The sequence below is a fragment of the Streptomyces sp. NPDC048479 genome, assembly GCF_040651435.1.
In the GTDB taxonomy this organism is placed as follows: Bacteria; Actinomycetota; Actinomycetes; order Streptomycetales; family Streptomycetaceae; genus Streptomyces.
Genome location: NZ_JBEZKA010000056.1, coordinates 1 through 25,502, shown reverse-complemented (window position 1 = coordinate 25,502; position 25,502 = coordinate 1). Strand labels below are relative to the sequence as shown.

Sequence of the window (25,502 nt, the reverse complement as noted above, 5' to 3'; positions counted from 1 at the left end):
TGCAGGGGGGACCCTGTGGGAGAGTAGGACGCCGCCGAACAATCATTGTGGGAAAGCCCCGCACCGTCATGGTGCGGGGCTTTCCTGCGTTCAGGGCAGCGGTTCCACCCCTGTGTACGAGCAGGCCCGTGGCTGAGGGTAGGGTCAGGGGGCATCGTTGGCACATTCCGCACAGGAGGCCCCCGGGTGGAGGTCCAGGAGACCCGCGTTCAGACGGACCGGGTACTCACCATCCCCAACATCCTCAGCATGGCGCGTCTGCTTGGCGTGCCTCTCTTCCTGTGGCTGATTCTTCGCCCCGAGTTCGGGGGCCCCCGGAGTGATGGCTGGGCATTGCTGGTGCTGATGCTCAGTGGCGTCAGCGACTATCTCGACGGCAAGCTTGCCCGCCGATGGAACCAGATCAGCACCCTCGGTCGGATTCTGGATCCGGCCGCTGACCGTCTCTACATCCTCTCCACCCTCGTCGGGCTGACCTGGCGGGAGATCCTGCCCATCTGGCTCACCGCGGCCCTAGTGGCGCGGGAACTGATGCTGCTCGTGATGGTGGGTATCCTCCGCCGGCACGGCTATCCGCCTCCCCAGGTGAACTTCCTGGGCAAAGCAGCTACCTTCAACCTGATGTGCGCCTTCCCGTTGCTGCTCCTCAGCGACGACAACGGGTGGCTTGCGTCACTGGCTGCTATTTTCGGATGGGCGTTCGCGGGATGGGGTACAACTCTGTATTGGTGGGCAGGGATCCTGTATGTGGTCCAGGTCCGCCGCCTCGTCAAGGCGGATGCAGTGGCCGATTGACCTCGTCGATGCGGTGCCGCGCAGTGTTGCCGGCCGCGCATGACGCCAGAAGCGCCTATTTGGGCGGGTGAAGTCGGCTAGACCGTCGTCTCTTCAAGGAGGACGCTTCCGACATGAAGGCCGTCGTGATGGCCGGTGGCGAAGGAACTCGACTTCGCCCTATGACCTCGAGTATGCCCAAGCCGCTCCTGCCAGTGGTCAATCGGCCGATCATGGAGCATGTGCTGCGGTTGCTCAAGCGGCATGGGCTCAATGAGACCGTCGTAACCGTGCAGTTTCTCGCCTCACTCGTCAAGAACTACTTCGGCGACGGCGAAGAACTCGGGATGGAGCTCACCTATGCCAATGAGGAGAAGCCACTCGGCACTGCGGGGAGCGTGAAGAACGCCGAGGAGGCGCTGAAGGACGATACGTTCCTCGTCATCTCCGGTGATGCGCTGACCGACTTCGACCTCACCGATCTGATCGCCTTCCACAAGGAGAAGGGCGGACTGGTCACGGTGTGTCTGACCCGGGTGCCGAACCCCCTGGAATTCGGTATCACCATCGTGGACGAAGGGGGAAAGGTCGAGCGCTTTCTGGAGAAGCCGACCTGGGGACAGGTTTTCTCGGACACCGTCAATACGGGCATCTACGTCATGGAGCCCGAGGTATTCGACTATGTCGAGGCCGATGTTTCCGTGGACTGGTCCGGCGATGTGTTCCCACAGCTCATGAAGGAAGGCAAGCCGATCTACGGCTATATCGCCGAGGGCTACTGGGAGGACGTGGGCACACACGAAAGCTATGTAAAGGCACAGGCCGATGTCCTCGAGGGCAAGGTCGATGTGGAGATCGACGGGTTCGAGATCTCGCCGGGTGTCTGGGTCGCGGAAGGCGCGGAAGTGCATCCGGACGCCGTGCTGCGCGGTCCGCTGTACATCGGTGACTACGCCAAGGTCGAAGCCGAAGCGGAGATCCGCGAGCACACGGTGGTCGGGTCCAACGTGGTCGTCAAGAGTGGCGCCTTTCTCCATCGGGCCGTGATCCACGACAACGTGTACATCGGGGAGCATTGCAACCTTCGGGGCTGCGTGATCGGCAAGAACACCGACATCATGCGTGCCGCGCGCATCGAGGACGGTGCCGTGATCGGTGATGAGTGCCTCGTGGGCGAAGAATCGATCATCCAGGGCAATGTGCGGGTCTACCCGTTCAAGACCATCGAGGCGGGCGCGTTCGTCAACACTTCGGTCATCTGGGAGTCGCGAGGCCAGGCGCATCTCTTCGGGGCTCGTGGCGTCACCGGAATCCTCAATGTGGAAATCACCCCCGAGCTGGCGGTGCGGCTGGCAGGTGCGTACGCCACCACCCTCAAGAAGGGGGCGACCGTCACCACGGCGCGTGACCACTCCCGAGGTGCCCGCGCGCTGAAGCGGGCCGTGATCTCGGCGCTGCAGACCAGCGCCATCGACGTACGAGATCTGGAGAACGTGCCACTGCCGGTCGCGCGACAGCAGACCGCGCGCGGCAGCGCCGGCGGCATCATGATCCGTACCTCGCCGGGTGTGCCGGACTCCGTGGACATCATGTTCATCGACGAGCGCGGGGCGGACCTCTCACAGGCCGGGCAGCGGAAGCTGGACCGGGTGTACGCGCGCCAGGAGTACCGGCGTGCGTTCCCGGGCGAGATCGGGGATCTGCACTTCCCGTCCAGCGTCTTCGACTCGTACACCGGCTCACTGCTGCGCAATGTCGACACCTCGGGCATCGCCGAATCGGGGCTCAAGGTCGTCATTGACGCGTCCAACGGCAGCGCCGGACTTGTGCTGCCCAACCTGCTCGGACGGCTCGGCGTGGACGCCCTGACGATCAACCCCGGGCTCGACGAGTCCCGGCCCACCGAAACGGCGGACACCCGCCGGTCCGGGCTGGTACGGCTGGGCGAGATCGTGGCCTCCGCACGGGCAGCCTTCGGAGTGCGCTTCGACCCCGTCGGCGAGCGTCTGTCCCTCGTCGACGAACGCGGAAAGATCGTCGAGGACGATCGTGCGCTGCTGGTGCTGCTCGACCTGGTCGCGGCCGAACGGCGCAGCGGGCGGGTTGCTCTGCCGGTGACGACCACCAGGATCGCCGAGCAGGTGGCGGCCTACCACGGCACACAGGTGGAGTGGACGACCACATCGCCCGACGATCTGACGCGTGTGTGCCGGGAAGAGACCACCATCTTCGGCGGAGACGGCCGCGGTGGCTTCATCGTTCCGGAGTTCAGCAGTGTCTTCGACGGCTTCGCGGCCTTCGTGCGGCTGGTCGGCCTGGTGGCTCGTACACAGCTCACGCTGAGCCAGATCGATGCCCGGATTCCGCGGGCGCATGTGCTGCGGCGCGATCTGGCGACGCCGTGGGCGGTCAAGGGGCTGGTGATGCGGCGCGTTGTCGAGGCGGCCGGTGACCGGGACGTCGATACGACCGACGGGGTGCGGGTCGTCGAGCCCGATGGTCGGTGGGTCATGGTCCTTCCCGACCCCGCGGAGGCCGTCACTCATTTGTGGGCCGAGGGCCCGGACGACGCCTCGGCGCAGGCGCTGCTCGACGAGTGGTCCACTGTCGTGGACAGCGCGGGTCTCTAACGTGGGGCTGGTGTGTCGGAAGTTGTCTGTGGACGGCTTCCGGCACACCGGTGGGGCCATTCGGCGGTAGCAGCTGCGACGTGCGACGATGTGCGGCATGTCGCAGCAGCCCCCCGTTCGGAGCACCGGCTCTCCACCTCCGCGTCCCGATGCGTCCATGTCGCTGCTGACCAACGTGATGGAGCACAGCCTCGACGACGGATACGCGGAGGCGACGGCCCGCCGGGCGGAGGAGGGCGGCGGACTGCCCCGTACGCTGCGTGCGAAGCTCGGTCTCGCTGCCGGCCTCGTACTGGCGGCCGTGGTCGTCACCGTCGGAGCCGCGCAGGCGCGGATATCTGCACCGGTCGTGGCGAAGGAACGCGAGGAGCTCATCAGCCGTATCGATGCGGAGACCACCACGGCGGACGAGCTCGAGCACAGTGTCGACAAGCTCCGTGACCAGGTGGGTGACCGGCAGCGGAAGGCGCTCAAGGCCGGGGGCGCGGGCCAGGCGGAACTTGTCGCTCTGCTCTCCGGTGCCACTGAGGTCGAGGGACCGGGCGTGAAGCTCGTCGTCGACGATGCGAAGGACACCCAGCAGGGCGGTGACGGACCGCGGGAGAGCAGCGGTTTCAATGACACGGGCCGGGTACGGGACCGCGATATGCAGCGGATCGTCAACGGCCTGTGGGAGTCCGGTGCGGAAGCCGTCGCCATCAATGGGCAGCGGCTGACGGCCCTGTCTGCGATCCGTGCGGCGGGCGACGCCATACTGGTCGACAACAAGCCGCTGGTGCCGCCGTACACGGTGCTTGCGGTGGGGGACGGGAAGAAGCTGAGCACCGCCTTCCAGGACAGTGCCGACGGACAGTATCTGCACGCGTTGCAGGAGAACTTCGGTATCCGCACGAGCATTTCCAACGAGGAAAAGCTGCGTCTGCCGGCGGCGCCGAGCTTGATCGTACGTACAGCAGAGCCGAAGACCGCCGACGCCGGGAAGGGCAACGGGCAGGGCACGGCTGAGACAGGGAAGGGCACATCGTGATCGCGGTACTGGGCCTCGTCGTGGGAGTCGTGGTCGGACTGTTGGTCCGACCCGAGGTACCGGCGGTGGTCGAGCCCTATCTGCCGATCGCCGTAGTCGCGGCTCTCGACGCGGTATTCGGTGGCCTGCGGGCCATGCTCGACGGCATCTTCGTCGACAAGGTCTTCGTCGTCTCCTTCCTGTCGAACGTGGTGGTGGCCGCGCTGATCGTGTTCCTGGGCGACAAGTTGGGCGTCGGTGCCCAGCTGTCCACGGGTGTGGTGGTGGTGCTCGGTATCCGGATCTTCTCCAACGCTGCCGCGATCCGCCGGCATGTCTTCCGGGCGTGAGGCCGATGAACAGCGAAGAGAATCCGAAGGGCGAGGAGCCGCAGGCGGAGGCGACGCCCGCCGAGGAGCCCGAGCAGCTGACCGGCCGGCAGCGGCTCGTTGCGGTGTTGTGGCCGCCCCGGGTCACGCGCGCTCAGCTCATTGTCGCTTTGCTGCTGTTCGTCCTCGGCCTTGGGCTCGCCATCCAGGTCCGTTCGAACAGCGACAACAGCGCGCTGCGTGGCGCCCGCCAGGAGGACCTGGTGCGCATCCTCGACGAGCTCGACAACCGCACCCAGCGGCTCGAGGATGAGAAGCAGCGCCTGGAGGACCAGCGCACCGAGCTGGAGAACAGCTCGGACCAGGCCGAAGAGGCGCGCAAGCAGACGCTGCAGAAGGAACAGCAGCTGGGCATTCTGGCCGGCACGGTCGCGGCGCAGGGACCGGGCATCACGCTGACCATCGAGGACCCGTCCGGCACCGTCGAGTCGGACATGCTGCTCGACACGATTCAGGAGCTGCGCGCCGCGGGTGCGGAAGCGATCCAGGTCAACAACATCAGGGTCGTCGCGGACACACACTTCACCGGCACCGGCGGCCATATCGAGGTGGACGGCAAGCCGATCACCGCGCCGTACACCTTCAAGGTCATCGGCAAGCCGCAGGATCTGGAGCCCGCTCTGAACATCCCGGGCGGTGTGGTGCAGACGCTGGAGAAGGAGCAGGCCACGGCCACGGTGACGCGGTCGGAGAAGATCGTTGTGGATGCCGTGCGGCCCGCGAAGCGGCCTCACTACGCTCGGTCGTCATCGCGGTGAGGCGGCAGCGCATGAGGTCCGGTGGACGAGGGCATGAGGGTTCGGGGGGTCGGCACATAACAAGCGTGGCGCGTGGTGGAAACTGTCTGGTGGTTACGGACGTTGTGAGGATGTCCGGGTCGGCAGGTGTGATCATTCAGGGTTCGTCCTGCCCCACGGGCGGGTCTATTTGGGTCAAGGGGAATCGCCCGTGAAGTTGTTTGGGAAGTTGTTCGGCAAGAGCGCACGCGAGGACGGCGGCAACGCCCGGCACCGCGCGCCGCGCCATGGCCAGGGTGAGGAGCAGGGCGCGGAGCGGCCGCTCTTCCGGGATGAGGTCGCTGGTCCGGGCGGTGACATTTCGGGCGGTCAGGGCGCGTCATCTGTTGACCCTGCCGGTCCCGGCCGCATAGGTTTCGGGGAACCATCAACCTCAAGTACGGGTGGAGGGTTTGCCTCCGACCCGTATGCGACCAATCCCCACGCGGGGCAGCCGCGGCAGGAGGATCCGTCCATGTCGGCCTTGGTTTGTACGAGGTGTGGGCACCGCAATGCCGAGGCCAGTCGGTTCTGCTCCAACTGTGGTGCGCCGCTGCGGGGCGGAGCGCCGGCGGAGCGCGCCTCGGAGACGACCTCGACGATCTCCATTTCCGGCATCGAGGCCTACGACGCAGAGGTGACGGGGCAGACCGCCGTTCCTTCGCTATCGCCCGAGGCTCAGGCGGCCGTCGACGCGCTGCCGCTCGGTTCGGCGCTCCTCGTGGTGCGCCGCGGTCCGAACTCCGGCAGCCGCTTCCTGCTGGACGGTGAGCTGACCACGGCCGGCCGCCACCCGCAGAGCGACATCTTCCTCGACGACGTGACTGTCTCGCGGCGTCATGTGGAGTTCCGCAGGGGTCCGGACGGCCGCTTCAGCGTCGGCGACGTCGGCAGTCTGAACGGGACGTACGTCAACCGAGAGCGGATCGACTCGGTCCTGCTGTCGAACGGCGACGAGGTCCAGATCGGCAAGTACCGGCTGGTCTTCTACGCGAGCCAGCGGGGCGTGTGACCCGTCAGGGAAGGTACATGCTGCGAACACCGACGGGCGGTGCCGGTCACGGCACCGCCACCGCGGGCAACCGGCTGATGAGTATCGGTACGGTGCTCAGTCAGCTGCGCGACGAGTTTCCCGAAGTCACGATCTCCAAGATCCGCTTTCTGGAGGCCGAAGGGCTGGTCGAGCCGCGGCGGACGCCGTCCGGGTATCGCAAGTTCAGCCCGGAGGACGTGGAGCGGCTGGCGCAGGTGCTGCGGATGCAGCGGGACCACTATCTTCCGCTGAAGGTCATCCGGGGGCATCTGGACGCCCTGGGGCGCGGTGAGCGGGTGCAGCTGCCCGCACAGGGCGAGCAGCGGGAACTGCTCGACGGCGCATGGGGTTCCGATTCCGATTCCGGGCGTCCGACCGCTGCCCGGTTGGGTCGGGCTGAACTTCTCGCCTCCGCCGAGGTGAGCGAGGAGGAGGTGGCCGAGTGGGAGTCGTACGGCCTTCTCGCGCCGGACGAGGACGGCGCCTATGACGCCGAGTCGGTGACCGTGGCCAGGCTTGTCGCGGATCTGGGGAGATTCGGACTCGAGCCGCGGCATCTGCGTGCCATGAAAGCCGCTGCCGAGCGTGAGGCCGGGCTCGTCGAACAGGTGGTGGCACCTTTGCGGCGGCACCGTAATCCGCAGACCAGGGCCCATGCCGAGGCGACCACGAAGGAGCTTGCGGCCCTCTCCGTACGGCTCCATGCGGCCCTGGTGCAGACGGCACTCGGAGTACGGCTTCACTGATCATGGGGGAGCCCGACTACCCAAACCGGTCGGGCACGTCCTAGGGTTGCTGTGTGAACGAGCTCGACGTTGTGGGTGTCCGGGTCGAAATGCCCTCGAACCAACCGATCGTGCTCCTGCGTGAAGTGGGAGGCGATCGGTACCTCCCCATTTGGATCGGTCCCGGGGAGGCGACCGCCATTGCCTTTGCCCAGCAGGGCATGGCTCCTGCCAGGCCGCTGACTCATGACCTCTTCAAGGACGTGCTGGAGGCGGTGGGCCAGGAGCTCACCGAGGTCCGCATCACTGACCTGCGTGAAGGGGTCTTCTACGCGGAGCTGGTCTTCGCCAGCGGAGTCGAGGTGAGCGCCAGACCGTCCGACGCCATAGCGCTGGCCCTGCGCACCGGTACGCCGATCTACGGCAGTGACGGGGTGCTCGACGACGCGGGAATCGCCATCCCGGACGAGCAGGAGGACGAGGTGGAGAAGTTCCGCGAGTTCCTCGATCAGATCTCGCCCGAGGACTTCGGCACCAACAGTCAGTGACCGCCGATCCGGGCTCCGTTGGCAGATTCGAGTAGCCGTTCCCCGAATGGGGGCACGGGAAACCACTCTCAGGGTGATTATCACTCGGCGTGCCGAGTGTGGCGATCGTTGACGCACCCCGGGCGACTGCCTACCGTCGAGATGGCAGGTCAAGGACGGAGGTCGGCGTGAGAAGCAGCGGCGACGGTACGGCGGCGGGCGGGCCGTATCCGCTTCACGACAGTGCGGCGGCCGACCTCTCTGCGGAGACGATCGGCTACCGCGGGCCTACCGCTTGTGCGGCGGCAGGCATCACCTATCGGCAGCTCGACTACTGGGCGCGTACCGGCCTGGTCGAGCCCAGTGTGCGCTCGGCATACGGCTCCGGAACCCAGCGGCTCTACAGCTTCCGCGATGTGGTCGTCCTCAAGATCGTCAAGCGTTTCCTGGACACCGGCGTCGCGCTGCAGAACATCCGTGCCGCGGTGCAGCATCTGAGAGCTCGCGGTTTCACGGATCTCGAACGTATGACGCTCATGAGCGACGGCGCGACGGTCTACGAATGCTCCTCGCCCGACGAGGTGGTCGATCTGCTCCAGGGCGGCCAGGGGATCTTCGGGATCGCCGTGGGCGTGGTGTGGCGGGATGTCGAGGCCGCGCTCTCGCAGCTGCATGGCGAGCGAGTCGACACCGGCGAGACCCTGGTCGGTAACAATCCCGCCGATGAGCTGGCCAGGCGCAGGCGCGACCGGGCCGTCTGAACACCCCGTTGTCAGTGGCGTAGGGCAGCATCGGAGATGTGAGAACCGCGCCGACGATTCTGCATCTGGACATGGATGCCTTCTTCGCCGCCGCCGAACAGGCGGCGAAGCCGAGTCTGCGCGGGAAGCCCGTGGTGGTCGGCGGGCTCGGGCCGCGCGGAGTCGTCGCCACCGCCTCATACGAGGCCAGACGCTTCGGTGTGCACTCGGCGATGCCGATGGCGCAGGCCAGGCGGCTTGCGCCGAATGCCGCGTATCTCGTGCCGCGCTTCTCGCTCTACCGCGCCGTCAGCGAACAGGTGATGGAGCTGCTGGGCAGGCTCTCGCCGCTGGTGGAGCCGCTGAGCCTGGACGAAGCCTTTGTGGACCTGGAGGCGGGCGGCTCGGCCGACGACTCGGAGTCGGCCAGGAGGACAGGTGAGCGGCTGCGCGCCGATATCCGAGCGGTCACAGGGCTCACCGGTTCGGTCGGGCTGGCGGGCTCCAAGATGCTCGCCAAAATCGCCTCCGAGCAGGCAAAACCCGACGGTCTGGTGCTCATGGAGCCCGGCACGGAGCGCGAGCTGCTCGGGCCGATGTCCGTGCGGACGCTGCCCGGGGTGGGGCCGGCGACCGGGGAACATCTGCGGCGGGCCGGAATGACGACCGTGGCCGATCTGGCGGAGGCGGGCGAGGACGAGCTCGTACGGCTGCTGGGCAAGGCGCACGGAGCCTCGCTGTTCCGGATGGCCGTGGGGCACGACGACCGGCCGGTGGTGGCCGAGCGGGACGCGAAGTCGGTATCGGTGGAGGACACCTTCGACGTGGATCTGCATGACCGGGTGCGGGTCCGGATCGAGGTGGAGCGGCTCGCCGAGCGGTGTGTGCAGCGGCTGCGGTCGTCCGGGCACTCGGGGCGGACCATCGTGCTGAAGGTGCGGCGGTACGACTTTTCGACGCTGACGCGCTCGGAGACGCTGCGCGGGCCGACGGACGACCCCGGGGTGGTGCGGGAGGCCGCCGGGCGGCTGCTGGAGGCCGTGGACACCACGGGCGGGGTGCGGCTGCTGGGGGTGGGCGTGACCGGGCTCGCGGACTACACGCAGGAGGATCTGTTCGCCCAGGCTGCCGCCGGTGAGCGGGCCGAGGCCGCGGATGCGGACGGCGACCCGGAGTCGCACGAGGCCGACGAAGCAGCCGGCGCAGCGGGTGCGGAGTCGGAGGCGCCCGCCGAGCGGCGCTGGCTGGCCGGGCACGACGTACGGCATGCCGAGTACGGGGCGGGGTGGGTGCAGGGCAGCGGGGTGGGGCGGGTCACGGTGCGGTTCGAGGAGCCGGGGTCGCGGCGGCCGGGGCGGGTGCGCACGTTCATGGTGGACGACCCGGATCTGGGGCCGGGCGATCCGCTGCCGCTGGTGGCGCTGCCACCGGCAGCGGACGCCGCCGGTCAGTCCTCCCGGCCCGCCAGTCGGCCGAAGTCCCGGTCGGGGCGGGAGCCGGGGCCGCGGCGGGAGCCGGACTCCCCGTCGGAGGGGGCGGACGGGGCTGAGGGGTCCGAGGGGTCGGAGGGGTCGGAGGAGGCAGCGGGCGTCTCGGGAGGCTCGGAGAGTTCGAGTCCGTAGTGGTGGTACAGCTGGAGCTCCTGCTCGGGGGAGAGATGGCGGCCGACGCCGAAGTCGGGGGCATCCTTGATCAGCGCGCGCTCGTACGGGACGTGCAGGGTGTCGTCGACGACCTTGCTGGGCTCGAGCGGGACGAAGGCGTCCCGGCTGAAGAGGCCCGTGCGCACGGCCGCCCACTCGGGCGCCCCTGTCGCATCGTCCAGATACACCTCGTCCACAGTCCCGATCTTGGTGCCACTGCGGTCGAACGCCTTGCGGCCGATCAGGCTGCGCGGATCGATATCGGTCTGCACGGTCCCTCCAATAGGTCGCAACTGCTGTTTAAATACTACAAAAGTGCACATCAGTGGTATCGGCCACTCGAGCGATCGGCGAGGGGGCGCGCTGGTACGCTGGCAAACGGCTGCTGACCCCGTGCGGGAGAGTCCTCCGGTGAAAGTACCGGTGGCGCCGAAGGAGCAAATCCTCCCCGGAATCTCTCAGGCCCCTGTACCGCACGGACGAGGTCACTCTGGAAAGCAGGGCGGGCGTCGGACGGCATCCGCTCTCACCGACGGTGAAAGTCGGCGTGCCTTGTGCGCGCCGGTGAAGCTCTCAGGTTGAGATGACAGAGGGGGAGGCCGTCCGGGCATCCGCGCCGTGGTGCCCCTCGTAGGTCGTGTCTGACCAGGAGGCCTCCTTAATGACCGCCAACCGCATTCCGCTCTCCCAGTTGGAGCGAGGCACCCCCTTCGAGCAGCGCCACATCGGGCCCGATGTCGAGGCCCAGGCCAAGATGCTCGCGCAGGTGGGCTACGGCTCGCTCGACGAGCTGACCGCTGCCGCGGTGCCCGCTGTGATCAAGAGCGCCGAGGCGCTCAACCTCCCGGGCGCTCGCACCGAAGCCGACGTTCTCGCCGAGCTGCGCACACTCGCCGACCGCAATCAGGTGCTGGCGCCGATGATCGGCCTCGGGTACTACGGCACCTTCACGCCGCCGGTCATCCTGCGCAATGTCATGGAGAACCCGGCCTGGTACACCGCGTACACGCCGTACCAGCCGGAGATCTCGCAGGGCCGGCTCGAGGCTCTGCTGAACTTCCAGACGATGGTGGCCGATCTGACCGGCCTGCCGACCTCCGGCGCTTCGCTGCTCGACGAGGGCACCGCCGCCGCCGAGGCCATGTCGCTCGCCCGCCGGGTCGGCAAGGTCAAGGACGGCGTCTTCCTGGTCGACGCCGACGCCCTGCCGCAGACCCTCGCGGTGATCCAGACCCGCGCCGAGCCGACCGGCGTCGAGGTCGTCACCGCGGATCTGAGCGAGGGCATTCCGGCCGAGATCGCCGAGCGCGGCGTCTTCGGCGTGCTGCTGCAGTACCCGGGCGCCTCCGGTGCCGTTCGGGACATCAAGCCCGTCGTCGAGCAGGCGCACGAGCTCGGTGCGATCGTCACCGTCGCCGCCGATCTGCTGGCGCTGACCCTGCTCACCTCGCCCGGCAAGCTGGGCGCCGACATCGCCGTCGGCACCACTCAGCGCTTCGGTGTCCCGATGGGCTTCGGCGGCCCGCACGCCGGCTACATGGCCGTACGCGACAAGTTCGCCCGCAGCCTGCCGGGCCGACTCGTCGGCGTCTCCGTGGACGCGGACGGCAACAAGGCCTACCGGCTCGCGCTGCAGACCCGGGAGCAGCACATCCGCCGGGAGAAGGCCACCAGCAACATCTGCACCGCCCAGGTGCTGCTCGCCGTCATGGCGGGGATGTACGCGGTCTACCACGGTCCGGAGGGCCTGCGGTCGATCGCACAGCGCACCCACCGCTATGCGGCGCTGCTCGAGGCGGGACTGCGGGACGGCGGAGTGGAGGTCGTGCACGGTTCCTACTTCGACACGGTTACCGTCCGGGTGCCGGGCAAGGCCGCCGAGGTCGTCGCCGCCGCACGCGAGGGCGGGGTCAACCTCCACCTCGTCGACGGTGACCAGGTCTCCATCTCCTGCGACGAAACCACCGGACGTGCACAGCTGACCGCCGTCTGGTCCGCCTTCGGCGTCGATGGCGACATCGAGGCGCTCGACGCGACCACTGGGGAAACGTTGCCCCAGGCTCTGCTGCGGACCGACGACTACCTCACGCACCCCGTCTTCCACCAGCACCGTTCCGAGACCGCGATGCTGCGCTACCTGCGCAGGCTCGCCGACCGTGACTACGCGCTGGACCGCGGCATGATCCCGCTCGGCTCCTGCACCATGAAGCTGAACGCGACCACCGAGATGGAGCCGGTGACCTGGCCGGAGTTTGCGCAGATGCACCCCTTCGCGCCGGTCGAGCAGGCCGCCGGGTACCTCACGCTCATCCGCGAGCTGGAGGAGCGCCTCGCCGAGGTCACCGGGTACGACGCGGTGTCCATCCAGCCCAACGCCGGTTCGCAGGGCGAGCTCGCGGGCCTGCTCGCCGTACGCGCGTACCACCGCGCCAACGGCGACACCCAGCGCACCATCTGCCTCATCCCGTCCTCCGCGCACGGCACCAACGCCGCCAGCGCCGTGATGGCGGGCATGAAGGTCGTCGTGGTGAAGACCGCCGACGACGGCGAGGTGGACATCGAGGACCTCCGCGCCAAGATCGAGCAGTACCGCGACGAGCTGTCCGTGCTGATGATCACCTACCCGTCCACGCATGGTGTGTTCGAGGAGCACGTCGCCGACATCTGCGCGCAGGTGCACGACGCCGGCGGCCAGGTGTACGTCGACGGCGCCAACCTCAACGCGCTCGTGGGCCTCGCCAAGCCGGGCAAGTTCGGCGGCGACGTCTCGCACCTCAATCTGCACAAGACCTTCTGCATCCCGCACGGCGGCGGCGGTCCTGGCGTCGGCCCGGTCGGTGTACGGGCGCACCTCGCCCCGTACCTCCCGAACCACCCGCTCCAGCCGACCGCGGGACCGGAGACGGGCGTAGGACCGATCTCGGCCGCCCCGTGGGGCTCGGCAGGGATCCTGCCGATCTCCTGGGCGTACGTACGTCTGATGGGTGGCGAGGGCCTCAAGCGCGCGACGCAGGTCGCCGTGCTCGCGGCCAACTACATCGCCAAGCGCCTGGAGCCGCACTACCCGGTGCTCTACACGGGCCCGGCCGGACTGGTCGCGCACGAGTGCATCGTGGACCTGCGGCCGCTGTCGAAGGCGACCGGCGTCAGCGTCGACGACATCGCCAAGCGCCTGATCGACTACGGCTTCCACGCGCCGACGATGTCCTTCCCGGTGGCCGGCACGCTGATGATCGAGCCGACCGAGAGCGAGGACCTGAACGAGATCGACCGCTTCTGCGACACTATGATCGCGATCCGCGGCGAGATCGAGAAGGTCGCCTCGGGCGAGTGGCCCGCGGAGGACAACCCGCTGCGCAACGCCCCGCACACGGCGGCCGCGCTCGGCGGGGAGTGGGAGCACGCCTACAGCCGGGACGAGGCCGTCTTCCCGGCCGGGGTGAGCGCCGCGGACAAGTACTGGCCGCCGGTGCGCAGGATCGACGGTGCGTTCGGCGACCGTAACCTCGTCTGCTCCTGCCCGCCGCTGGACGAGTACGACAACTGACGCGCGGAGCACATGCGTCGGGGCCGGTACGGAGAGAAGTCTCCGGCCGGCCCCCTTGTCGTACCGACGGCGCCTCAGGCGGCCGTCATCACCTGCCCGGTCTCCCGCGCCCGGTGCGGAGCGATGATCTGCCCGTCCGGCAGCAGCTCACCGGTGTCCTCGAAGAGCAGGACGCCGTTGCACAGCAGGCTCCAGCCCTGTTCCGGGTGGTGCGCCACGAGACGGGCTGCTTCCCGGTCGGCTGAGTCGGATGTAGGGCAGAGTGGCTGGTGCTGGCACATGGGTGGGTTCTCTCGCTGCGTTGTAGTGAGTGTCCTGCGGCTTGATGAGGTGTTCATGGCCGCCCCCCGTATCTCTCGGTCCGCTCCCAGTGTTGCCCCACGGGCGTCATTCCGCAGGGATTTCGCGGCAGCTCTTCTTACTGGTTAATGACGTATCACCCGGGCGGACGGTTCAGCTCAACTCCACTGTCCTTTCGGGTGGTTCTAGGGGGCCGGTATGGGCTAGTCCGGATGGGGCAGGAGTGCGCCCCGCGACCGGGTGGTCACGGGGCGCGACGTGCGGTTTTTCAGGCGGGTGAGCCGAGCAGCGGGGCAGGGGCAAGCCGCAGCGTCATCACCGGCAGCAGATCGGCGACACGGTGCGGACGGTGCGCCGCGATGCCGGGTGGCGCGGGGGCCAGCGGCACCAGTACGTCCGTGGGCAGGGGTGTGCCGGATGAGGCGTCGGCGTCCGTGTCCCCGTGCAGCCAGAGCGTGAGCATGTAGAGCTCGGGAATGGAGAGCAGACGCGGCTGGAAGGGAGTGTGCATCGACTCGGCCTGGCGCAGCGCCCGTTCGGTGGAGCTGAGGTAGGGGCCTTCGAAGAAGTGCGAAAAGGTCCAGCCGTCGGCGGTGAGCATCGTCTCCGCGGCGGCCACGGCTCGTTCGCCGCTGCGGATCAGGAAGCGCCAGCCGGCGAGGCGGGTGTAGGGGGCGCCGCCGCTCGGCACGATCTGGTCAAGTACGTGGACGGGTAGCGGCAGTTCGGGGCTCAGCGGGCCCTGGGCGGACCTGAGAGCTGGTGTGCGAGCCTCGCGGACGGCTGTGGGAGAACCGAGTGCCATGAGGACGGTGCGCAGGGCAGGCGCGGGAGCCGGGGGGACATACAGCGGCATGGTGGGTCGCCTCTCACTTCGGAGACACGTTGGAGCGTGGGCAGGTGCGGACGGCACTGTCAGCGTGCGGGGCCAGAGGGGGGCCGGAAAGGCCACCGGGCGCCAACTCTCTACCTCGTTTGCAGAGTTTATACGACACGTGTTCTCACAGTGTTTCTGCTAGCGGTCCCACGTATTTCCGGCAAGGCGGTATCAGGTCCTTCTCCGGCGGCCTTTCCATCGACATTTCGTGAAGACAGGGCTGCGGCCTGGGATTCTACCTGCGGCGCGGACGGCTGAAACCAGTCGGTGTTTTTTACGAGGCATCGGGCAGTGGTAACTGCGTACTGCACCATGCCTAAGGAATGTGCCACTGGAGTCTCTGACCACACTACCGGTCGCGCGCTGCGCATGGGGCGTTATGGATCAGTCGGTCTGGGCATTATCGTCCGAGACGCTAGCGGTCGATGCTGCATGGTGCCCACTCGAGGAAGGACGCTTCGATGGGGGAGAAGGTCGTGGCAGGCGGAACCGACCTGTCCGATCGGCAAAGGTACCGGAGGAAGTTGCAGCAGTGCCTCGCGGGACTGGGCCGACTGCTGGCCGAGAAGAGGTTCGACCGGCCCAAAAATCTCATGGGGCTGGAGATCGAGCTGAATCTCGCAGGTGCCGACGGGCTGCCGCGGATGATGAATAAGGAAGTACTGGAGCGCATCGCGAGCCATGATTTCCAGACCGAGCTCGGCATGTTCAACCTGGAAGTAAATATCGTTCCGCACCGGCTGGGCGGGCGCGTACTCGATCAACTTGCCGAGGAGTTGCGCACGGGCCTGGGATATGCCCACCGCAAAGCGAACGAGGTCGGCGCGGGGATCGTGATGATCGGAATTCTTCCGACGCTCGCCCAGCACGACCTGGTCTCCGCGAACCTCTCGGACGTCGACCGGTACAAGCTGCTCAACGAGCAGATCGTCGCCGCACGGGGCGAGGACTTCGCGCTCGACATCGAGGGCGTGGAGCGGCTGAGCTGCACCTCGACGTCGATCGTTCCCGAAGCCGCCTGCACCTCCGTGCAGTTGCACCTCCAGGTGACGCCCGGACGCTTCGCGGATGTGTGGAACGCCGCGCAGGCGGTGGCCGCCGTACAGATCGCGGTCGGCGCCAACTCGCCCTTCCTGTTCGGCAAGGAGCTGTGGCGCGAATCGCGGCCACCGCTGTTCCAGCAAGCCACCGACACCCGCCCGCCCGAGCTCCAGGCCCAGGGCGTACGGCCGCGGACCTGGTTCGGCGAGCGGTGGGTGGACTCGGCGTACGAACTCTTCGCGGAGAACCTGCGCTACTTTCCGGCCCTGCTGCCGATCTGCGACGACGAGGACCCGCTGCGGGTGCTCGACAACGGCGGTGTGCCCGGACTGCAGGAGCTCGTCCTGCACAACGGCACGGTCTACCGCTGGAACCGGCCGGTGTACGGAGTCGCCGACGGCGTACCGCATCTGCGGGTGGAGAACCGCGTGCTGCCTGCCGGCCCCACGGTCACCGATGTGATCGCCAATGTCGCCTTCTACTACGGGCTCGTGCGTGCGCTCGCCGAGGAGGCCAGGCCGGTGTGGACCCGGCTGCCCTTCGCCGCCGCGGCCGAGAACTTCGACACCGCGTGCCGGCACGGCATCGACGCAGAGCTTCTGTGGCCGCGGCCCGGCCGGGCCGGCGGCATCACGCAGGTGCCGGCCGTCAAGCTCGTACGCGATGAACTGCTGCCGCTGGCCGCGGCGGGGCTCGATGCGTGGCATGTCGAGCCCGCGGACCGCGACTTCTACCTCGGCGTGATCGAGGAGCGGTGCAGACGGCGTGTGAACGGGGCTTCGTGGCAGGCGGAGACCTACCACCGGGCGCTGGAGGCCGGACTGGAGCGGGACGCCGCCCTCGCGGCCACCACCCGCCGCTACTGCGAGCTGATGCACGAGGGCGAGCCGGTGCACACCTGGCCGGTCGGCTTCCCCGGCCCTCACTCCTGAGCGGCTTGCCCCGTCTGCCCGTCTGCCCGTCTGCCATGAGCGCTTTGAGGATCACGGCCTGGATCTCGGCGAGGTCGCGCACCTGGTACCCGGCGCCGCCCGTGGCCTTGGCGATCCGGTCGACCTCCTGCTGGTCGGCGTCCGGGGGGCGCTCTGCGCGGCGATTCCCGTTTCCACGCGGCTGCCGCGAGGACGAGCATCGTGGCGATGGCGATGGCGATGGCGATGGCGATGGCGACCGTGCGCCGGCGCACGCGCGGCCGGGACCTGCCTGCGTCCGTCGGGTCGTCGTCGGGCAAGCTGTGACGTCACATGCGGTGGTGCCCCTCGTTGAACGATGAGTTAGGAAAAGGGGACCGGCGTCATCGCAGTGACGCTCGTCCCCCGGCCTGTCGCACGCGATTTTCGTACCTGCATTCGAGACCCTGGCGGGGCGAGGATGGGGATGAGGCGGTTTACTCAACTGGAGGCAGGTGTGCAGGCGGAGGCGGGACGCGTGGCTGATTCTCTTCCTCGAGAGGTCATGCCGCGAAGGATCTTGCGGTCCGAGATGCTCCTCGTACTGGCGCTCTCGCTGGGCGCAAGCGGAGTGTCGGCGCTGATCAGCTTTGTCGGTTCGGTGACGAAACCGGGTGGTCTCAAGGACCAGGCGGCGACGCTGAACAAGTCGTACGCCCCCGGGCGGCCGTGGCTCGATCTCGCCTGGCAGCTCTTCGATATCGCGACGGCGCTGGTGCCCGTCCTGCTCGTCGCGCATCTGCTGCTGCGGGAGGGCGCCGGTCTGCGGTCGATCGGCTTCGACCGGACCAGACCCTGGTCCGATCTGGGGCGGGGCGCGCTGATCGCGGCGGGCATCGGCGGCGCCGGGCTGGCCTTCTACCTTGTGGCGCGCGCCGCCGGGTTCAACCTCACGGTGGTGCCCGAAGCGCTTCCCGAGGTGTGGTGGAAGTACCCGGTGCTGATCCTCTCGGCGATCCAGAACTCCGTACTGGAGGAAGTGATCGTCGTCGGGTATCTGCTGTGCAGACTCGGGCAGTTGGGCTGGACGCCGATGGCCGCGCTGGTGGCGAGTTCGGTGCTGCGCGGCTCGTACCACCTCTACCAGGGCATCGGCGGCTTCGTCGGCAACATGGTGATGGGTGTGGTGTTTGTGCTGCTCTACCGGCGGTGGGGCCGGGTCGGGCCACTCGTGGCGGCGCATGCGCTGCTCGACATCGTGGCCTTCGTCGGCTACGCGCTGCTGGCCGGGAAGGTGGGGTGGCTGCCCACTCCGTGACCGGCGGTGGGCCTAGAGGGGCGTACGGCGGGTGCCGTACGCCCCTTGGTGTGTGCAGCCTGGCCTTTTGGTGTGAGGCCTGGCGTATCCCGTTGTCAGGGTGCGGTGAGCAGCTCGCCGTCGATGACGGTCACGGCCCGGCCGGTCAGCAGGGTGCGCTCGCCGCGCAGCGAGGTGCGGACCAGGCCGGAGCGGGCGGAGGCCTGAAGCCCGGTCAGTTCGCTGCGGCCGAGGCGCGCCGACCAGAACGGCGCGAGGGCCGTGTGCGCGCTGCCCGTCACCGGGTCCTCGTCGATGCCGACCCGCGGGAAGAAGCCGCGCGAGACGTAGTCGTAGCCGGAGACCGGGTCTCCGGCGGCGGCCGTGACGATGATGCCGCGCTCCGAGTGCGCCACGAGGGCGGGGAAGTCCGGCGTCAGCGCGCGTACGGTCCGCTCGTCGGCCAGCTCGACCAGCAGATCGCCGATGTGCGCGCCCGTGTCATGGACCGAGACCACCTTCGCGCCCAGCGCGTCGGCGACGCCGTCCGGGATGTCGACCGCGGTGAGCGGGGACGTGGGGAAGTCGAGGGTGAGTGTGCCGTCCTCGTGGGCGGTGGCGGCCAGGATGCCGCAGCGTGCGGCGAAGCGCACCGTGCCGCTCTTGGTGTTGCCCGTGGTGTGCAGGACGTGTGCGGTGGCCAGCGTGGCGTGGCCGCACATGTCGACCTCGGTGGTCGGTGTGAACCAGCGGAGCGCCCAGTCGGCTTCGCCGCCGGAGGGGAGGGGATGGGCGAAGGCGGTCTCCGAAAGGTTCACCTCCGTCGCCACCTGCTGGAGCCAGGAGTCGTCGGGGAAGCGGTCGGAGTCCAGCAGCAGGACGCCGGCGGGGTTGCCGGCGAAGGGACGGTCGGTGAAGGCGTCGACGATTCGAATCCGCATGCCGTGACCGTACGGGCGGGGCAAAGCCGCAGGCCAAGGCCAATTCGGGGTCGCTGGACCGACTGGGTGTTGCTAGGCGATGCATTCCGATATATCGTTGACGCATCGCGACAGATCAACGATGGAAGGAGCGTAGCGATGCGTTCACATGGACACGGTCAAGGACATGAACACGGGCAGGGGCACTGCGGGCCCGGCCATCAGGGTCGGGGCGACTTCGAGGGGCGGCGCGCGGCATTCGGTCCGTTCGGACCGCCGTTCGGTGGGCCTTTCGGGGGCGGGCGCGGTCGTGGCGGCGGCAGGGGGAGGGCGCGGCGCGGTGATGTGCGTGCCTCGATCCTGGCGCTGCTGAAGGACCGGCCGATGCACGGTTACGAGATGATCCAGGAGATCGGCGAGCGCAGCGGCGGGGCCTGGCGGCCCAGCCCCGGCTCGGTCTACCCGACGCTCCAGCTGCTCGAGGACGAAGGTCTGATCACCAGTGAGAGCGAGGGCGGCAAGAAGCTGTTCACGCTCACCGACTCGGGGCGTACCGAGGCCGAATCGGGGCCGGAGGCTCCGTGGGAAGAGGCCGGGCGTGGAGTCGACTGGGAGACGGTCAACGAGATCCGGCAGGCCGGGTTCGGCTTGATGGAGGCGTTCGGCCAGGTCTGGAAGACCGGTACCACCGAGCAGCGGCAGAAGGCCGTCGCCGTCATCAATGAAGCCCGTAAGAAGCTCTATCTGATCCTCGCCGGCGAGCACTGACTCGTGGCGCGATGAGGGCCCCGCACAGCCGTGCGGGGCCTTCTCGTGCGTCTGGCGTCAGGCGATCAGCCCGCCCAGCTTGCGCAGCGATTCGTTCAGCGCGGCGGTCGCCGAGTCCTTGAGCTTGCCGGCCATCAGCGACACGGCGGCGCCGGTGAACTCTCCGTCGATCCGGACCTGCGTCGCGTCACCGTCAGGGGTGAGTGTGTAGCGGTTGCCGACGCTGACGCCCATCGGGCCCTTGCCCTTGATTCCCAGCACCCGGCCGGCCTCGAACTCGTCCACGGTCCAGGCCACTTCGGCGGGAAAGCCCATGAGCTTCATGTTCTCCTCGTACGTGGCTCCCAGTTCCAGCGTTCCCGGGCCGCCCTTGGGGAAGCTGGTGTGGGTGGCGTTCCACTGGCCGTAGGTGGTGAAGTCCGTCAGCTGGGCCCAGACCTTCTCGGCCGGCGCTTCGATTCGGGCCTCGGCACTGACTTCGGCCATACGACCACCCCTTCTCGTCGGGTTACGGTGTCGCGGAACGTAGCCGTACCGGTCCGAACATTCAATACTGATGAACAGTCAGATTCGGTCGATGTGGTGACCGTGGAACCGGATGGCAAGGCGGCGCGTGCCCCTCGGGGAGAACTGGCGGGATCTCATCCGTAAGGAGGAGAAACCGGTCGTGCGTGCCCAACTTCTGCGGGATGCGGAAATGGGACCAGGCGGGGACGCTCGGGCCTTGACGAACTGATGGGGTGGGAGATGTGCAAAGCCCTACCCCCCGGGTGCCTCGGCAGCCCGCCGCCACCCGTGCAGAGCTCGACGCCAGGCTCACCGTGGAGCTGGCTTCGGTGGTCGCGGGTGCGCGCAGAAGGGCGCTGCGCGACGGCGACCGGCAGATCGACACGGCTCATCTGCTGCACTCGCTGATCGAGTCGGACCCCGAGGTGCGGACCGTCGTCGGCGACGGACCTCAGGTCGCGCGGGTGCTCGGCTATCTCGTGCAGCGCAGCATCGGATACGGCCTGCGCTGGCAGGGTTCGGTGGAGGATTCCGGCACGGTTCCCGCTGTGCGGGAGGCGGATACGGATGTCTCGCGGTGGTCGCCGTCGGCGGTCACCGCCATGGAGGGCGCGCTGCAGCGGGCCGAGCTGCGCGGCGACGCACGGGCCCGCGGCATTGATCTGCTCGCCTGCCTCGCCGTGGATCGCGAGAGCCGGGCGGTGGAGGTGCTCGGGCGGGCCGGGGTGGACGCGGCGCTGCTGGCCGGGCGGACGGCCGAGGTGTCTCGACATGTGTCACAGGGATGACGGTCCTGACTCCCGCTGACATGATGTGCCGATGCACGCGTCTCAGGGAAGGAGCGCCGGCCTGGGACTCGCCCTGGGCTCGGCGTTCGCATTCGGTGGATCAGGTGTCGCGGCCAAGCCGCTGATCGAAGCGGGTCTCGACCCGCTGCATGTGGTGTGGCTGCGAGTGGCCGGTTCCGCGCTCGTCATGCTGCCGGTTGCCTGGCGCCACCGTGACCTGGTGCTGCGCAGGCCCGCACTGCTGGTCGGCTTCGGGCTTCTCGCCGTCGCGGGCGTACAGGCCTGCTACTTCGCGGCGATCTCCCGGATCCCGGTCGGTGTCGCCCTGCTCGTCGAATACCTCGGGCCCGCGCTGCTCCTCGGCTGGGTCCGCTTCGTCCAGCGCAGGCCCGTCACCCGGGCCGCGGCGGTCGGTGTGCTGCTCGCCGTCGGCGGTCTCGCCTGCGTTGTGGAGGTGTGGGCGGGGCTCACCTTCGACGCCCTCGGGCTGGTGCTCGCACTGGGCGCGGCATGCTGCCAGGTCGGCTATTTCGTCCTGGCCGACCAGGGCAGCGACGGGGACGATCCGGCGGATCCGCTGGGTGTGATCGCGTACGGACTGCTCATCGGCACGGTGGTGCTGACCGTGGTGGCGCGCCCGTGGGGCATGGACTGGTCCCTGCTGGGCGGCAGTGCGGACCTGGGCGGTACGCAGTTGCCCGCTGCGCTGCTGCTCGGCTGGGTCGTACTGATCGCCACGGTGGTCGCGTACGTCACCGGAGTTCTCTCGGTACGCAAGCTGTCGCCACAGGTGGCGGGCGTGGTGGCGTGCCTGGAGGCAGTCATCGCGACCGTACTGGCGTGGGTGCTGCTGCGGGAGCATCTGTCGGCGCCGCAGATCTTCGGCGGCGCGATGGTCCTGGTGGGAGCGTTCATCGCGCAGTCGCAGGCACCGAAGGCGCCGTCCGAGCCGGTGGCGGGCGGTGGGCCGGGGGGCGGGCCGGCCGAGTCGGCCGGGGCCCGGGCGGAGTTGTCGGTCCCGCAGGCGGCGCCGTAAGGTGGCGATCATGCATTCGACCGTACTTCCGCCTCCTGCCGCCTAGCGCGGGCGGCAGTTCTCTGACGAAGACCGGGCTCGGGGTGTCCCCGAGCGGTTTGTCGCTGCCCGCGTGACGAGCGAAGCGACCACCATCCCGTTCTTCACACGGAGAAGTCACGTGCCGGATCTTTCCACCCCTCCCTCTTCCGCTCCTGCTGTCGGCGTGCCATTGCCCGTCGGGCGGAGCCTCTTGTATCTGATCGTCGCCGGAGTGGCATGGGGGACCGCGGGCGCGGCCGCCTCGCTGGTCTTCCAGGTGAGCGACATGGGTCCGCTGGCGCTGTCGTTCTGGCGCTGCGCGGGCGGACTGGTACTGCTGCTGGGCGCCCTGGTGTGGCGGGCGCGGCAGGCTACGGCGGATGGCGCTTCCGGGAGTCCTGCGGAACCGCGGCGTCGGCGGCTGCTGCGGATTCTCGCTACGGGGATCGGGCTCACCGTCTTCCAGAGCGCCTACTTCGCGGCCGTCCAGGCCACCGGCCTCGCGGTGGGCACGGTCGTCACGCTGGGCGCGGGCCCTGTGCTCATCGCGGTGGGCGCGCGGCTGACGATGGGGGAGCGGCTCGGGCGGGGCGGCGTCATCGCCGTCACCGGGGCGCTGGCGGGTCTGATGGTCCTGGTGCTGGGCGGCGGGGGCGGGACGGTGCGACCGGTCGGGATCGCGCTCGCGGTGCTCTCCGCGGCCGGGTATGCGGCGATCACGCTGCTGACGCGTTGGCTCGGTCGTGACGGCGGTGGCGATTCGCTCTCCACGACGGCGTGGGCGTTCGCGATCGGGTCGGTGGGGCTGCTGCCGATGGCGATCGGAGAGGGGCTGCTGCCCCACACGGCCGAACTCGGGCGTGTGATCTGGCTGCTGGTGTATGTGGCGGCGGTGCCGACGGCTCTCGCGTACGCGCTCTACTTCGCGGGAGCCGCCGTCGTCCGGGCCGCGACGGTCTCGGTGATCATGCTGCTGGAGCCGGTGAGCGCGGCCGCCATCGCGGTGACGGCGCTGGACGAGCGGCTGACGGCGGCGACAGTGGTGGGGACGTTGTTGCTGCTGGCGGCGGTGGCGGGGCTCGCGGTGGCGGAGGCGCGGGTCGCGGCGGTACGGAGAAGGGCGGCGGCGTCGGCGTAGCGGCCGGTGCAGGGTGCGGGGGGGCAAAGGCCTCGCACCCTGCACCGCGCACACCGACCAGGCGTGCCCGTCAGCGTGCCGAAAGATACTCCGGGACCGCGATCGAACCGTCGAGGTCCTGCGCCGGGATCGGGGTGCCGTACGCGGTGAGCAGTGGGACCACTCCCGTCCAGTAAGGGAGCGTCGCGTCCTCCGGGTCGTCGCTCGGGCCGCCGGTGCGGATCTTGGCGGAGACCTCCGTCAGGTCCAGGCGCAGGACTGCCGTCGCCGCCAGCTCCTTCGCGTTCGCCGGGCGCGAGTCGCGTGAGCGGCCCGCCACGACGTGGTCCACCAGGGCGTCCAGGGCCGAGCGCTTCTCCTCGGGGTCGGTGACCTGGTGGGCCGTACCGTGGACGACGACCGAGCGGTAGTTGAGCGAGTGGTGGAAGGCGGAGCGGGCCAGGACCAGGCCGTCGACATGGGTGACCGTGAGGCAGACGGCGAGGCCCGGGTCGGCCTCGCCCGCCATGCGCAGCGGGCGCGAACCCGTCGAGCCGTGGACGTACAGGTGATCGTCGACCCGGGCGTACAGCGTCGGCAGGACGACGGGCGCGCCGTCGCGTACGAAGCCGAGATGGCAGACGTACGCCTCGTCGAGTATCGAGTGGACCTGCTCGCGGTCGTACGCGGCGCGCTCCCGGGCGCGTGTGGGGACGGTGCGATCGGTCGGCTCGTAGGCGTCCGGCATTGCGTACTCCATTGCACTAGTGCATAATCCTGTTTGTGCTAGGAGAGTATCGGATCGCCGGACGGCGTGCATCGGAGATTGCCGCGAGCGTTGAGCGCGCGGTCGGAGCGGGTGAGCTGGAACCGGGGCAACTGCTGCCACCCATGAGGGAGTTGGCGACCGAGCTTGGCGTCAACCCGAACACCGTCGCGTCCGCGTACCGGACCCTGCGCGACCGCGGAGTGATCGAGACCTCGGGGCGCAAGGGCAGTCGGGTGCGCCCGCGGCCGGCCAGCACCGCGCGCGGAACCATCCGGGTCGAGGCGCCACCGGGCGTACGGGACCTGGGCCAGGGGAATCCGGACCCCGAGCTGCTGCCACCGCTGCACGACGCGCTCGCCGCCGCGGCCCGGCGCAATGCGCAGGAGCCCGGACTGTACGGACAGGCGCCCGTCGACGCGGAGTTCGCTCGGCTCGCGCGCGCCGGAATGGACGACGACGGCGTGCCCGACGGCCCGGTCGCCGTCACCTCCGGATCGCTGGACGCCATCGAGCGTGTCCTCGCCGCGCATCTCAAGCCCGGTGACGCGGTCGCCGTCGAGGACCCCGGCTGGGGAAGCCTGCTGGACCTGGTGCCGGCGCTGGGGCTGAAGCCGGTGCCGGTGGCACTCGACGACGACGGGCCGCTGGTGAGCGAGGTGGAGAAGGCGCTGACCGCAGGTGCCAGGGCGCTGATCGTCACCGGCCGGGCGCAGAACCCGACCGGCGCCGTGGTGAGCGAGGCGCGGGCGCGTGAACTGCGGGCCGTACTCGCCCGGTTCCCCCACACTCTGCTTATCGAGGACGACCACGGTCACGCCATCGTCGATCTGCCGCTGCACACCCTTGCCGGAGTGACGGACAGCTGGGCCCTCGTACGCTCCACGGCCAAGGCGTACGGCCCTGATCTGCGCGTCGCCGTGCTGACCGGGGATGCCGTCACCGTCGACCGGGTCATGGGACGGCAGCGGCTCGGACCCGGCTGGGTCAGCAGGCTGCTGCAGCGCGCGGTCGTGCACCTGTGGACGTCGGACGCCGTGGATCCGCGGGCCGTCGCGCGCTCGTACGGGGAACGGCGCGACGCGCTCGTACGGGCTCTGGCGGAGCGGGGGATCGAGGCTCATGGACGCAGCGGGATGAATGTCTGGGTGCCGGTCCCGGACGAGACGGGGGCGGTGGCGCGTCTGTTGCACGCCGGCTGGGCCGTCGCGCCGGGGGCGCGGTTCAGGATGGCGGCGCCTCCCGCTGTGCGGATCACCGTCTCGGACCTGGCGATGGACGACATCGGGCCGGGGGGGGGCGGCGGGGGGGGGGGCCGGCGGCCCCGCCCCGCCGGGCGCGGCCGCGCGGCCAACACCGCGGGGAGCCCGCCCGCCAGGACTCT

At 69.0% G+C, this 25,502-nt stretch carries 23 protein-coding genes, 1 pseudogene and 1 riboswitch; of the genes and pseudogenes, 18 read left to right on the top strand and 6 right to left on the bottom strand.

The window, feature by feature from the left end; all coding sequences use genetic code 11:
* The first annotated feature begins 186 nt into the window (after positions 1-186).
* From AB0D12_RS39410 to AB0D12_RS39365, 10 genes and pseudogenes are all read left to right on the top strand, one after another.
* On the top strand, positions 187-795 hold the full coding sequence (locus AB0D12_RS39410; protein ID WP_362694359.1) for a CDP-alcohol phosphatidyltransferase family protein: 609 nt from the start codon (positions 187-189) through the stop codon (positions 793-795).
* A gap of 113 nt (positions 796-908) precedes the next feature.
* Complete coding sequence (locus AB0D12_RS39405) at positions 909-3,404, top strand: mannose-1-phosphate guanyltransferase (RefSeq protein ID WP_362694356.1); 2,496 nt, start codon at positions 909-911, stop codon at positions 3,402-3,404.
* A gap of 97 nt (positions 3,405-3,501) precedes the next feature.
* Positions 3,502-4,431 carry a DUF881 domain-containing protein gene (locus AB0D12_RS39400; protein ID WP_362694353.1) on the top strand — a complete coding sequence of 310 codons (930 nt, stop codon included), beginning with the start codon at positions 3,502-3,504 and terminating at the stop codon, positions 4,429-4,431.
* Entirely contained in the window at positions 4,428-4,760 is a 333-nt protein-coding gene (locus tag AB0D12_RS39395) for a small basic family protein (RefSeq protein WP_003970459.1), read from the top strand. The genes AB0D12_RS39400 and AB0D12_RS39395 overlap by 4 nt, the downstream gene beginning before the upstream one ends.
* Positions 4,761-4,765: 5 nt before the next feature.
* The gene (locus AB0D12_RS39390; protein WP_362694350.1) at positions 4,766-5,557 is read left to right on the top strand and encodes a DUF881 domain-containing protein; all 792 of its coding nucleotides are present in this window, start codon (positions 4,766-4,768) and stop codon (positions 5,555-5,557) included.
* An 82-nt stretch (positions 5,558-5,639) separates the two neighbouring features.
* Positions 5,640-6,587: an FHA domain-containing protein gene (locus AB0D12_RS39385; RefSeq protein ID WP_362694374.1), complete on the top strand. Its 948-nt coding sequence runs from the start codon at positions 5,640-5,642 to the stop codon at positions 6,585-6,587.
* Positions 6,588-6,604: 17 nt separating this feature from the next.
* On the top strand, positions 6,605-7,354 hold the full coding sequence (locus AB0D12_RS39380) for a MerR family transcriptional regulator (RefSeq protein ID WP_362694347.1): 750 nt from the start codon (positions 6,605-6,607) through the stop codon (positions 7,352-7,354).
* 53 nt (positions 7,355-7,407) lie between these two features.
* On the top strand, positions 7,408-7,881 hold the full coding sequence (locus AB0D12_RS39375; protein ID WP_006123076.1) for a bifunctional nuclease family protein: 474 nt from the start codon (positions 7,408-7,410) through the stop codon (positions 7,879-7,881).
* Positions 7,882-8,132: 251 nt separating this feature from the next.
* Positions 8,133-8,621, top strand: coding sequence for a MerR family transcriptional regulator (locus AB0D12_RS39370; protein ID WP_362694371.1), 489 nt, complete (start codon positions 8,133-8,135; stop codon positions 8,619-8,621).
* Between the two features lie 38 nt (positions 8,622-8,659).
* Positions 8,660-10,090: pseudogene (locus AB0D12_RS39365) on the top strand (DNA polymerase IV); the annotation flags it as partial.
* Here the strand turns inward: AB0D12_RS39365 and AB0D12_RS39360 are convergent.
* A complete protein-coding gene (locus tag AB0D12_RS39360; RefSeq protein WP_362694368.1) occupies positions 10,048-10,527 on the bottom strand; it encodes a PRC-barrel domain-containing protein in 480 nt (159 codons plus the stop codon). The pseudogene AB0D12_RS39365 and the gene AB0D12_RS39360 overlap by 43 nt on opposite strands.
* 102 nt (positions 10,528-10,629) lie before the next feature.
* Positions 10,630-10,727: riboswitch (glycine riboswitch) on the top strand.
* A gap of 177 nt (positions 10,728-10,904) precedes the next feature.
* On the opposite strand from AB0D12_RS39360, the gene gcvP reads away from it, so the two are divergent.
* Positions 10,905-13,790: an aminomethyl-transferring glycine dehydrogenase gene (gene gcvP, locus AB0D12_RS39355; RefSeq protein ID WP_362694344.1), complete on the top strand. Its 2,886-nt coding sequence runs from the start codon at positions 10,905-10,907 to the stop codon at positions 13,788-13,790.
* 74 nt (positions 13,791-13,864) lie between these two features.
* Here gcvP and AB0D12_RS39350 read toward each other — a convergent pair whose 3' ends face one another.
* Both AB0D12_RS39350 and AB0D12_RS39345 read right to left on the bottom strand, forming a co-directional pair.
* Positions 13,865-14,071, bottom strand: coding sequence for a DUF5999 family protein (locus AB0D12_RS39350; protein WP_326648482.1), 207 nt, complete (start codon positions 14,069-14,071; stop codon positions 13,865-13,867).
* Positions 14,072-14,358: 287 nt separating this feature from the next.
* Positions 14,359-14,946 (bottom strand): hypothetical protein, encoded by a 588-nt coding sequence (locus AB0D12_RS39345; RefSeq protein ID WP_362694341.1) that lies wholly within the window; start codon positions 14,944-14,946, stop codon positions 14,359-14,361.
* Between the two features lie 482 nt (positions 14,947-15,428).
* Here AB0D12_RS39345 and AB0D12_RS39340 point away from each other — a divergent pair, with 482 nt between their 5' ends.
* Together AB0D12_RS39340 and AB0D12_RS39335 are read left to right on the top strand one after the other, a co-directional pair.
* Positions 15,429-16,940 (top strand): glutamate-cysteine ligase family protein, encoded by a 1,512-nt coding sequence (locus tag AB0D12_RS39340; protein ID WP_362694338.1) that lies wholly within the window; start codon positions 15,429-15,431, stop codon positions 16,938-16,940.
* A 475-nt stretch (positions 16,941-17,415) separates the two neighbouring features.
* Positions 17,416-18,216: a CPBP family intramembrane glutamic endopeptidase gene (locus AB0D12_RS39335; protein WP_362694365.1), complete on the top strand. Its 801-nt coding sequence runs from the start codon at positions 17,416-17,418 to the stop codon at positions 18,214-18,216.
* Between the two features lie 95 nt (positions 18,217-18,311).
* On the opposite strand, the gene AB0D12_RS39330 is transcribed toward AB0D12_RS39335, so the two are convergent.
* Positions 18,312-19,136, bottom strand: a complete 825-nt coding sequence (locus tag AB0D12_RS39330; protein ID WP_362694335.1) for a PhzF family phenazine biosynthesis isomerase — start codon at positions 19,134-19,136, stop codon at positions 18,312-18,314.
* 138 nt (positions 19,137-19,274) lie between these two features.
* Here AB0D12_RS39330 and AB0D12_RS39325 point away from each other — a divergent pair, with 138 nt between their 5' ends.
* Positions 19,275-19,883, top strand: a complete 609-nt coding sequence (locus tag AB0D12_RS39325; RefSeq protein ID WP_362694332.1) for a PadR family transcriptional regulator — start codon at positions 19,275-19,277, stop codon at positions 19,881-19,883.
* Positions 19,884-19,940: 57 nt separating this feature from the next.
* Here the strand turns inward: AB0D12_RS39325 and AB0D12_RS39320 are convergent, their stop codons facing one another.
* Positions 19,941-20,369, bottom strand: coding sequence for an SRPBCC family protein (locus AB0D12_RS39320; protein WP_362694329.1), 429 nt, complete (start codon positions 20,367-20,369; stop codon positions 19,941-19,943).
* Between the two features lie 263 nt (positions 20,370-20,632).
* On the opposite strand from AB0D12_RS39320, the gene AB0D12_RS39315 reads away from it, so the two are divergent.
* The 3 genes from AB0D12_RS39315 (at position 20,633) to AB0D12_RS39305 (ending at position 23,373) form a co-directional block, all read left to right on the top strand.
* Positions 20,633-21,178 carry a Clp protease N-terminal domain-containing protein gene (locus AB0D12_RS39315; protein WP_362694327.1) on the top strand — a complete coding sequence of 182 codons (546 nt, stop codon included), beginning with the start codon at positions 20,633-20,635 and terminating at the stop codon, positions 21,176-21,178.
* A 31-nt stretch (positions 21,179-21,209) separates the two neighbouring features.
* Positions 21,210-22,214: an EamA family transporter gene (locus AB0D12_RS39310; protein WP_362694324.1), complete on the top strand. Its 1,005-nt coding sequence runs from the start codon at positions 21,210-21,212 to the stop codon at positions 22,212-22,214.
* Positions 22,215-22,425: 211 nt separating this feature from the next.
* Positions 22,426-23,373, top strand: a complete 948-nt coding sequence (locus AB0D12_RS39305) for an EamA family transporter (RefSeq protein ID WP_362694362.1) — start codon at positions 22,426-22,428, stop codon at positions 23,371-23,373.
* Between the two features lie 70 nt (positions 23,374-23,443).
* Here the strand turns inward: AB0D12_RS39305 and AB0D12_RS39300 are convergent, their stop codons facing one another.
* On the bottom strand, positions 23,444-24,112 hold the full coding sequence (locus AB0D12_RS39300) for a pyridoxamine 5'-phosphate oxidase family protein (protein WP_362694322.1): 669 nt from the start codon (positions 24,110-24,112) through the stop codon (positions 23,444-23,446).
* 23 nt (positions 24,113-24,135) lie between these two features.
* Between AB0D12_RS39300 and AB0D12_RS39295 the strand changes: the two genes are divergently transcribed.
* On the top strand, positions 24,136-25,502 hold a 1,367-nt coding region (locus tag AB0D12_RS39295), incomplete at its 3' end, for an aminotransferase class I/II-fold pyridoxal phosphate-dependent enzyme (RefSeq protein WP_362694319.1).

Bases quoted from the DNA above. Each gene is read 5' to 3' on its own strand.
- gcvP (WP_362694344.1), top strand. From the start codon at position 10,905: ATGACCGCCAACCGCATTCCGCTCTCCCAGTTGGAGCGAGGCACCCCC.
- AB0D12_RS39330 (WP_362694335.1), bottom strand. From the start codon at position 19,136: ATGCGGATTCGAATCGTCGACGCCTTCACCGACCGTCCCTTCGCCGGC.
- AB0D12_RS39320 (WP_362694329.1), bottom strand. From the start codon at position 20,369: ATGGCCGAAGTCAGTGCCGAGGCCCGAATCGAAGCGCCGGCCGAGAAG.
- AB0D12_RS39325 (WP_362694332.1), top strand. From the start codon at position 19,275: ATGCGTTCACATGGACACGGTCAAGGACATGAACACGGGCAGGGGCAC.
- AB0D12_RS39405 (WP_362694356.1), top strand. From the start codon at position 909: ATGAAGGCCGTCGTGATGGCCGGTGGCGAAGGAACTCGACTTCGCCCT.
- AB0D12_RS39310 (WP_362694324.1), top strand. From the start codon at position 21,210: ATGCACGCGTCTCAGGGAAGGAGCGCCGGCCTGGGACTCGCCCTGGGC.
- AB0D12_RS39380 (WP_362694347.1), top strand. From the start codon at position 6,605: ATGCTGCGAACACCGACGGGCGGTGCCGGTCACGGCACCGCCACCGCG.
- AB0D12_RS39340 (WP_362694338.1), top strand. From the start codon at position 15,429: ATGGGGGAGAAGGTCGTGGCAGGCGGAACCGACCTGTCCGATCGGCAA.
- AB0D12_RS39390 (WP_362694350.1), top strand. From the start codon at position 4,766: ATGAACAGCGAAGAGAATCCGAAGGGCGAGGAGCCGCAGGCGGAGGCG.
- AB0D12_RS39300 (WP_362694322.1), bottom strand. From the start codon at position 24,112: ATGGAGTACGCAATGCCGGACGCCTACGAGCCGACCGATCGCACCGTC.
- AB0D12_RS39345 (WP_362694341.1), bottom strand. From the start codon at position 14,946: ATGCCGCTGTATGTCCCCCCGGCTCCCGCGCCTGCCCTGCGCACCGTC.
- AB0D12_RS39400 (WP_362694353.1), top strand. From the start codon at position 3,502: ATGTCGCAGCAGCCCCCCGTTCGGAGCACCGGCTCTCCACCTCCGCGT.
- AB0D12_RS39350 (WP_326648482.1), bottom strand. From the start codon at position 14,071: ATGTGCCAGCACCAGCCACTCTGCCCTACATCCGACTCAGCCGACCGG.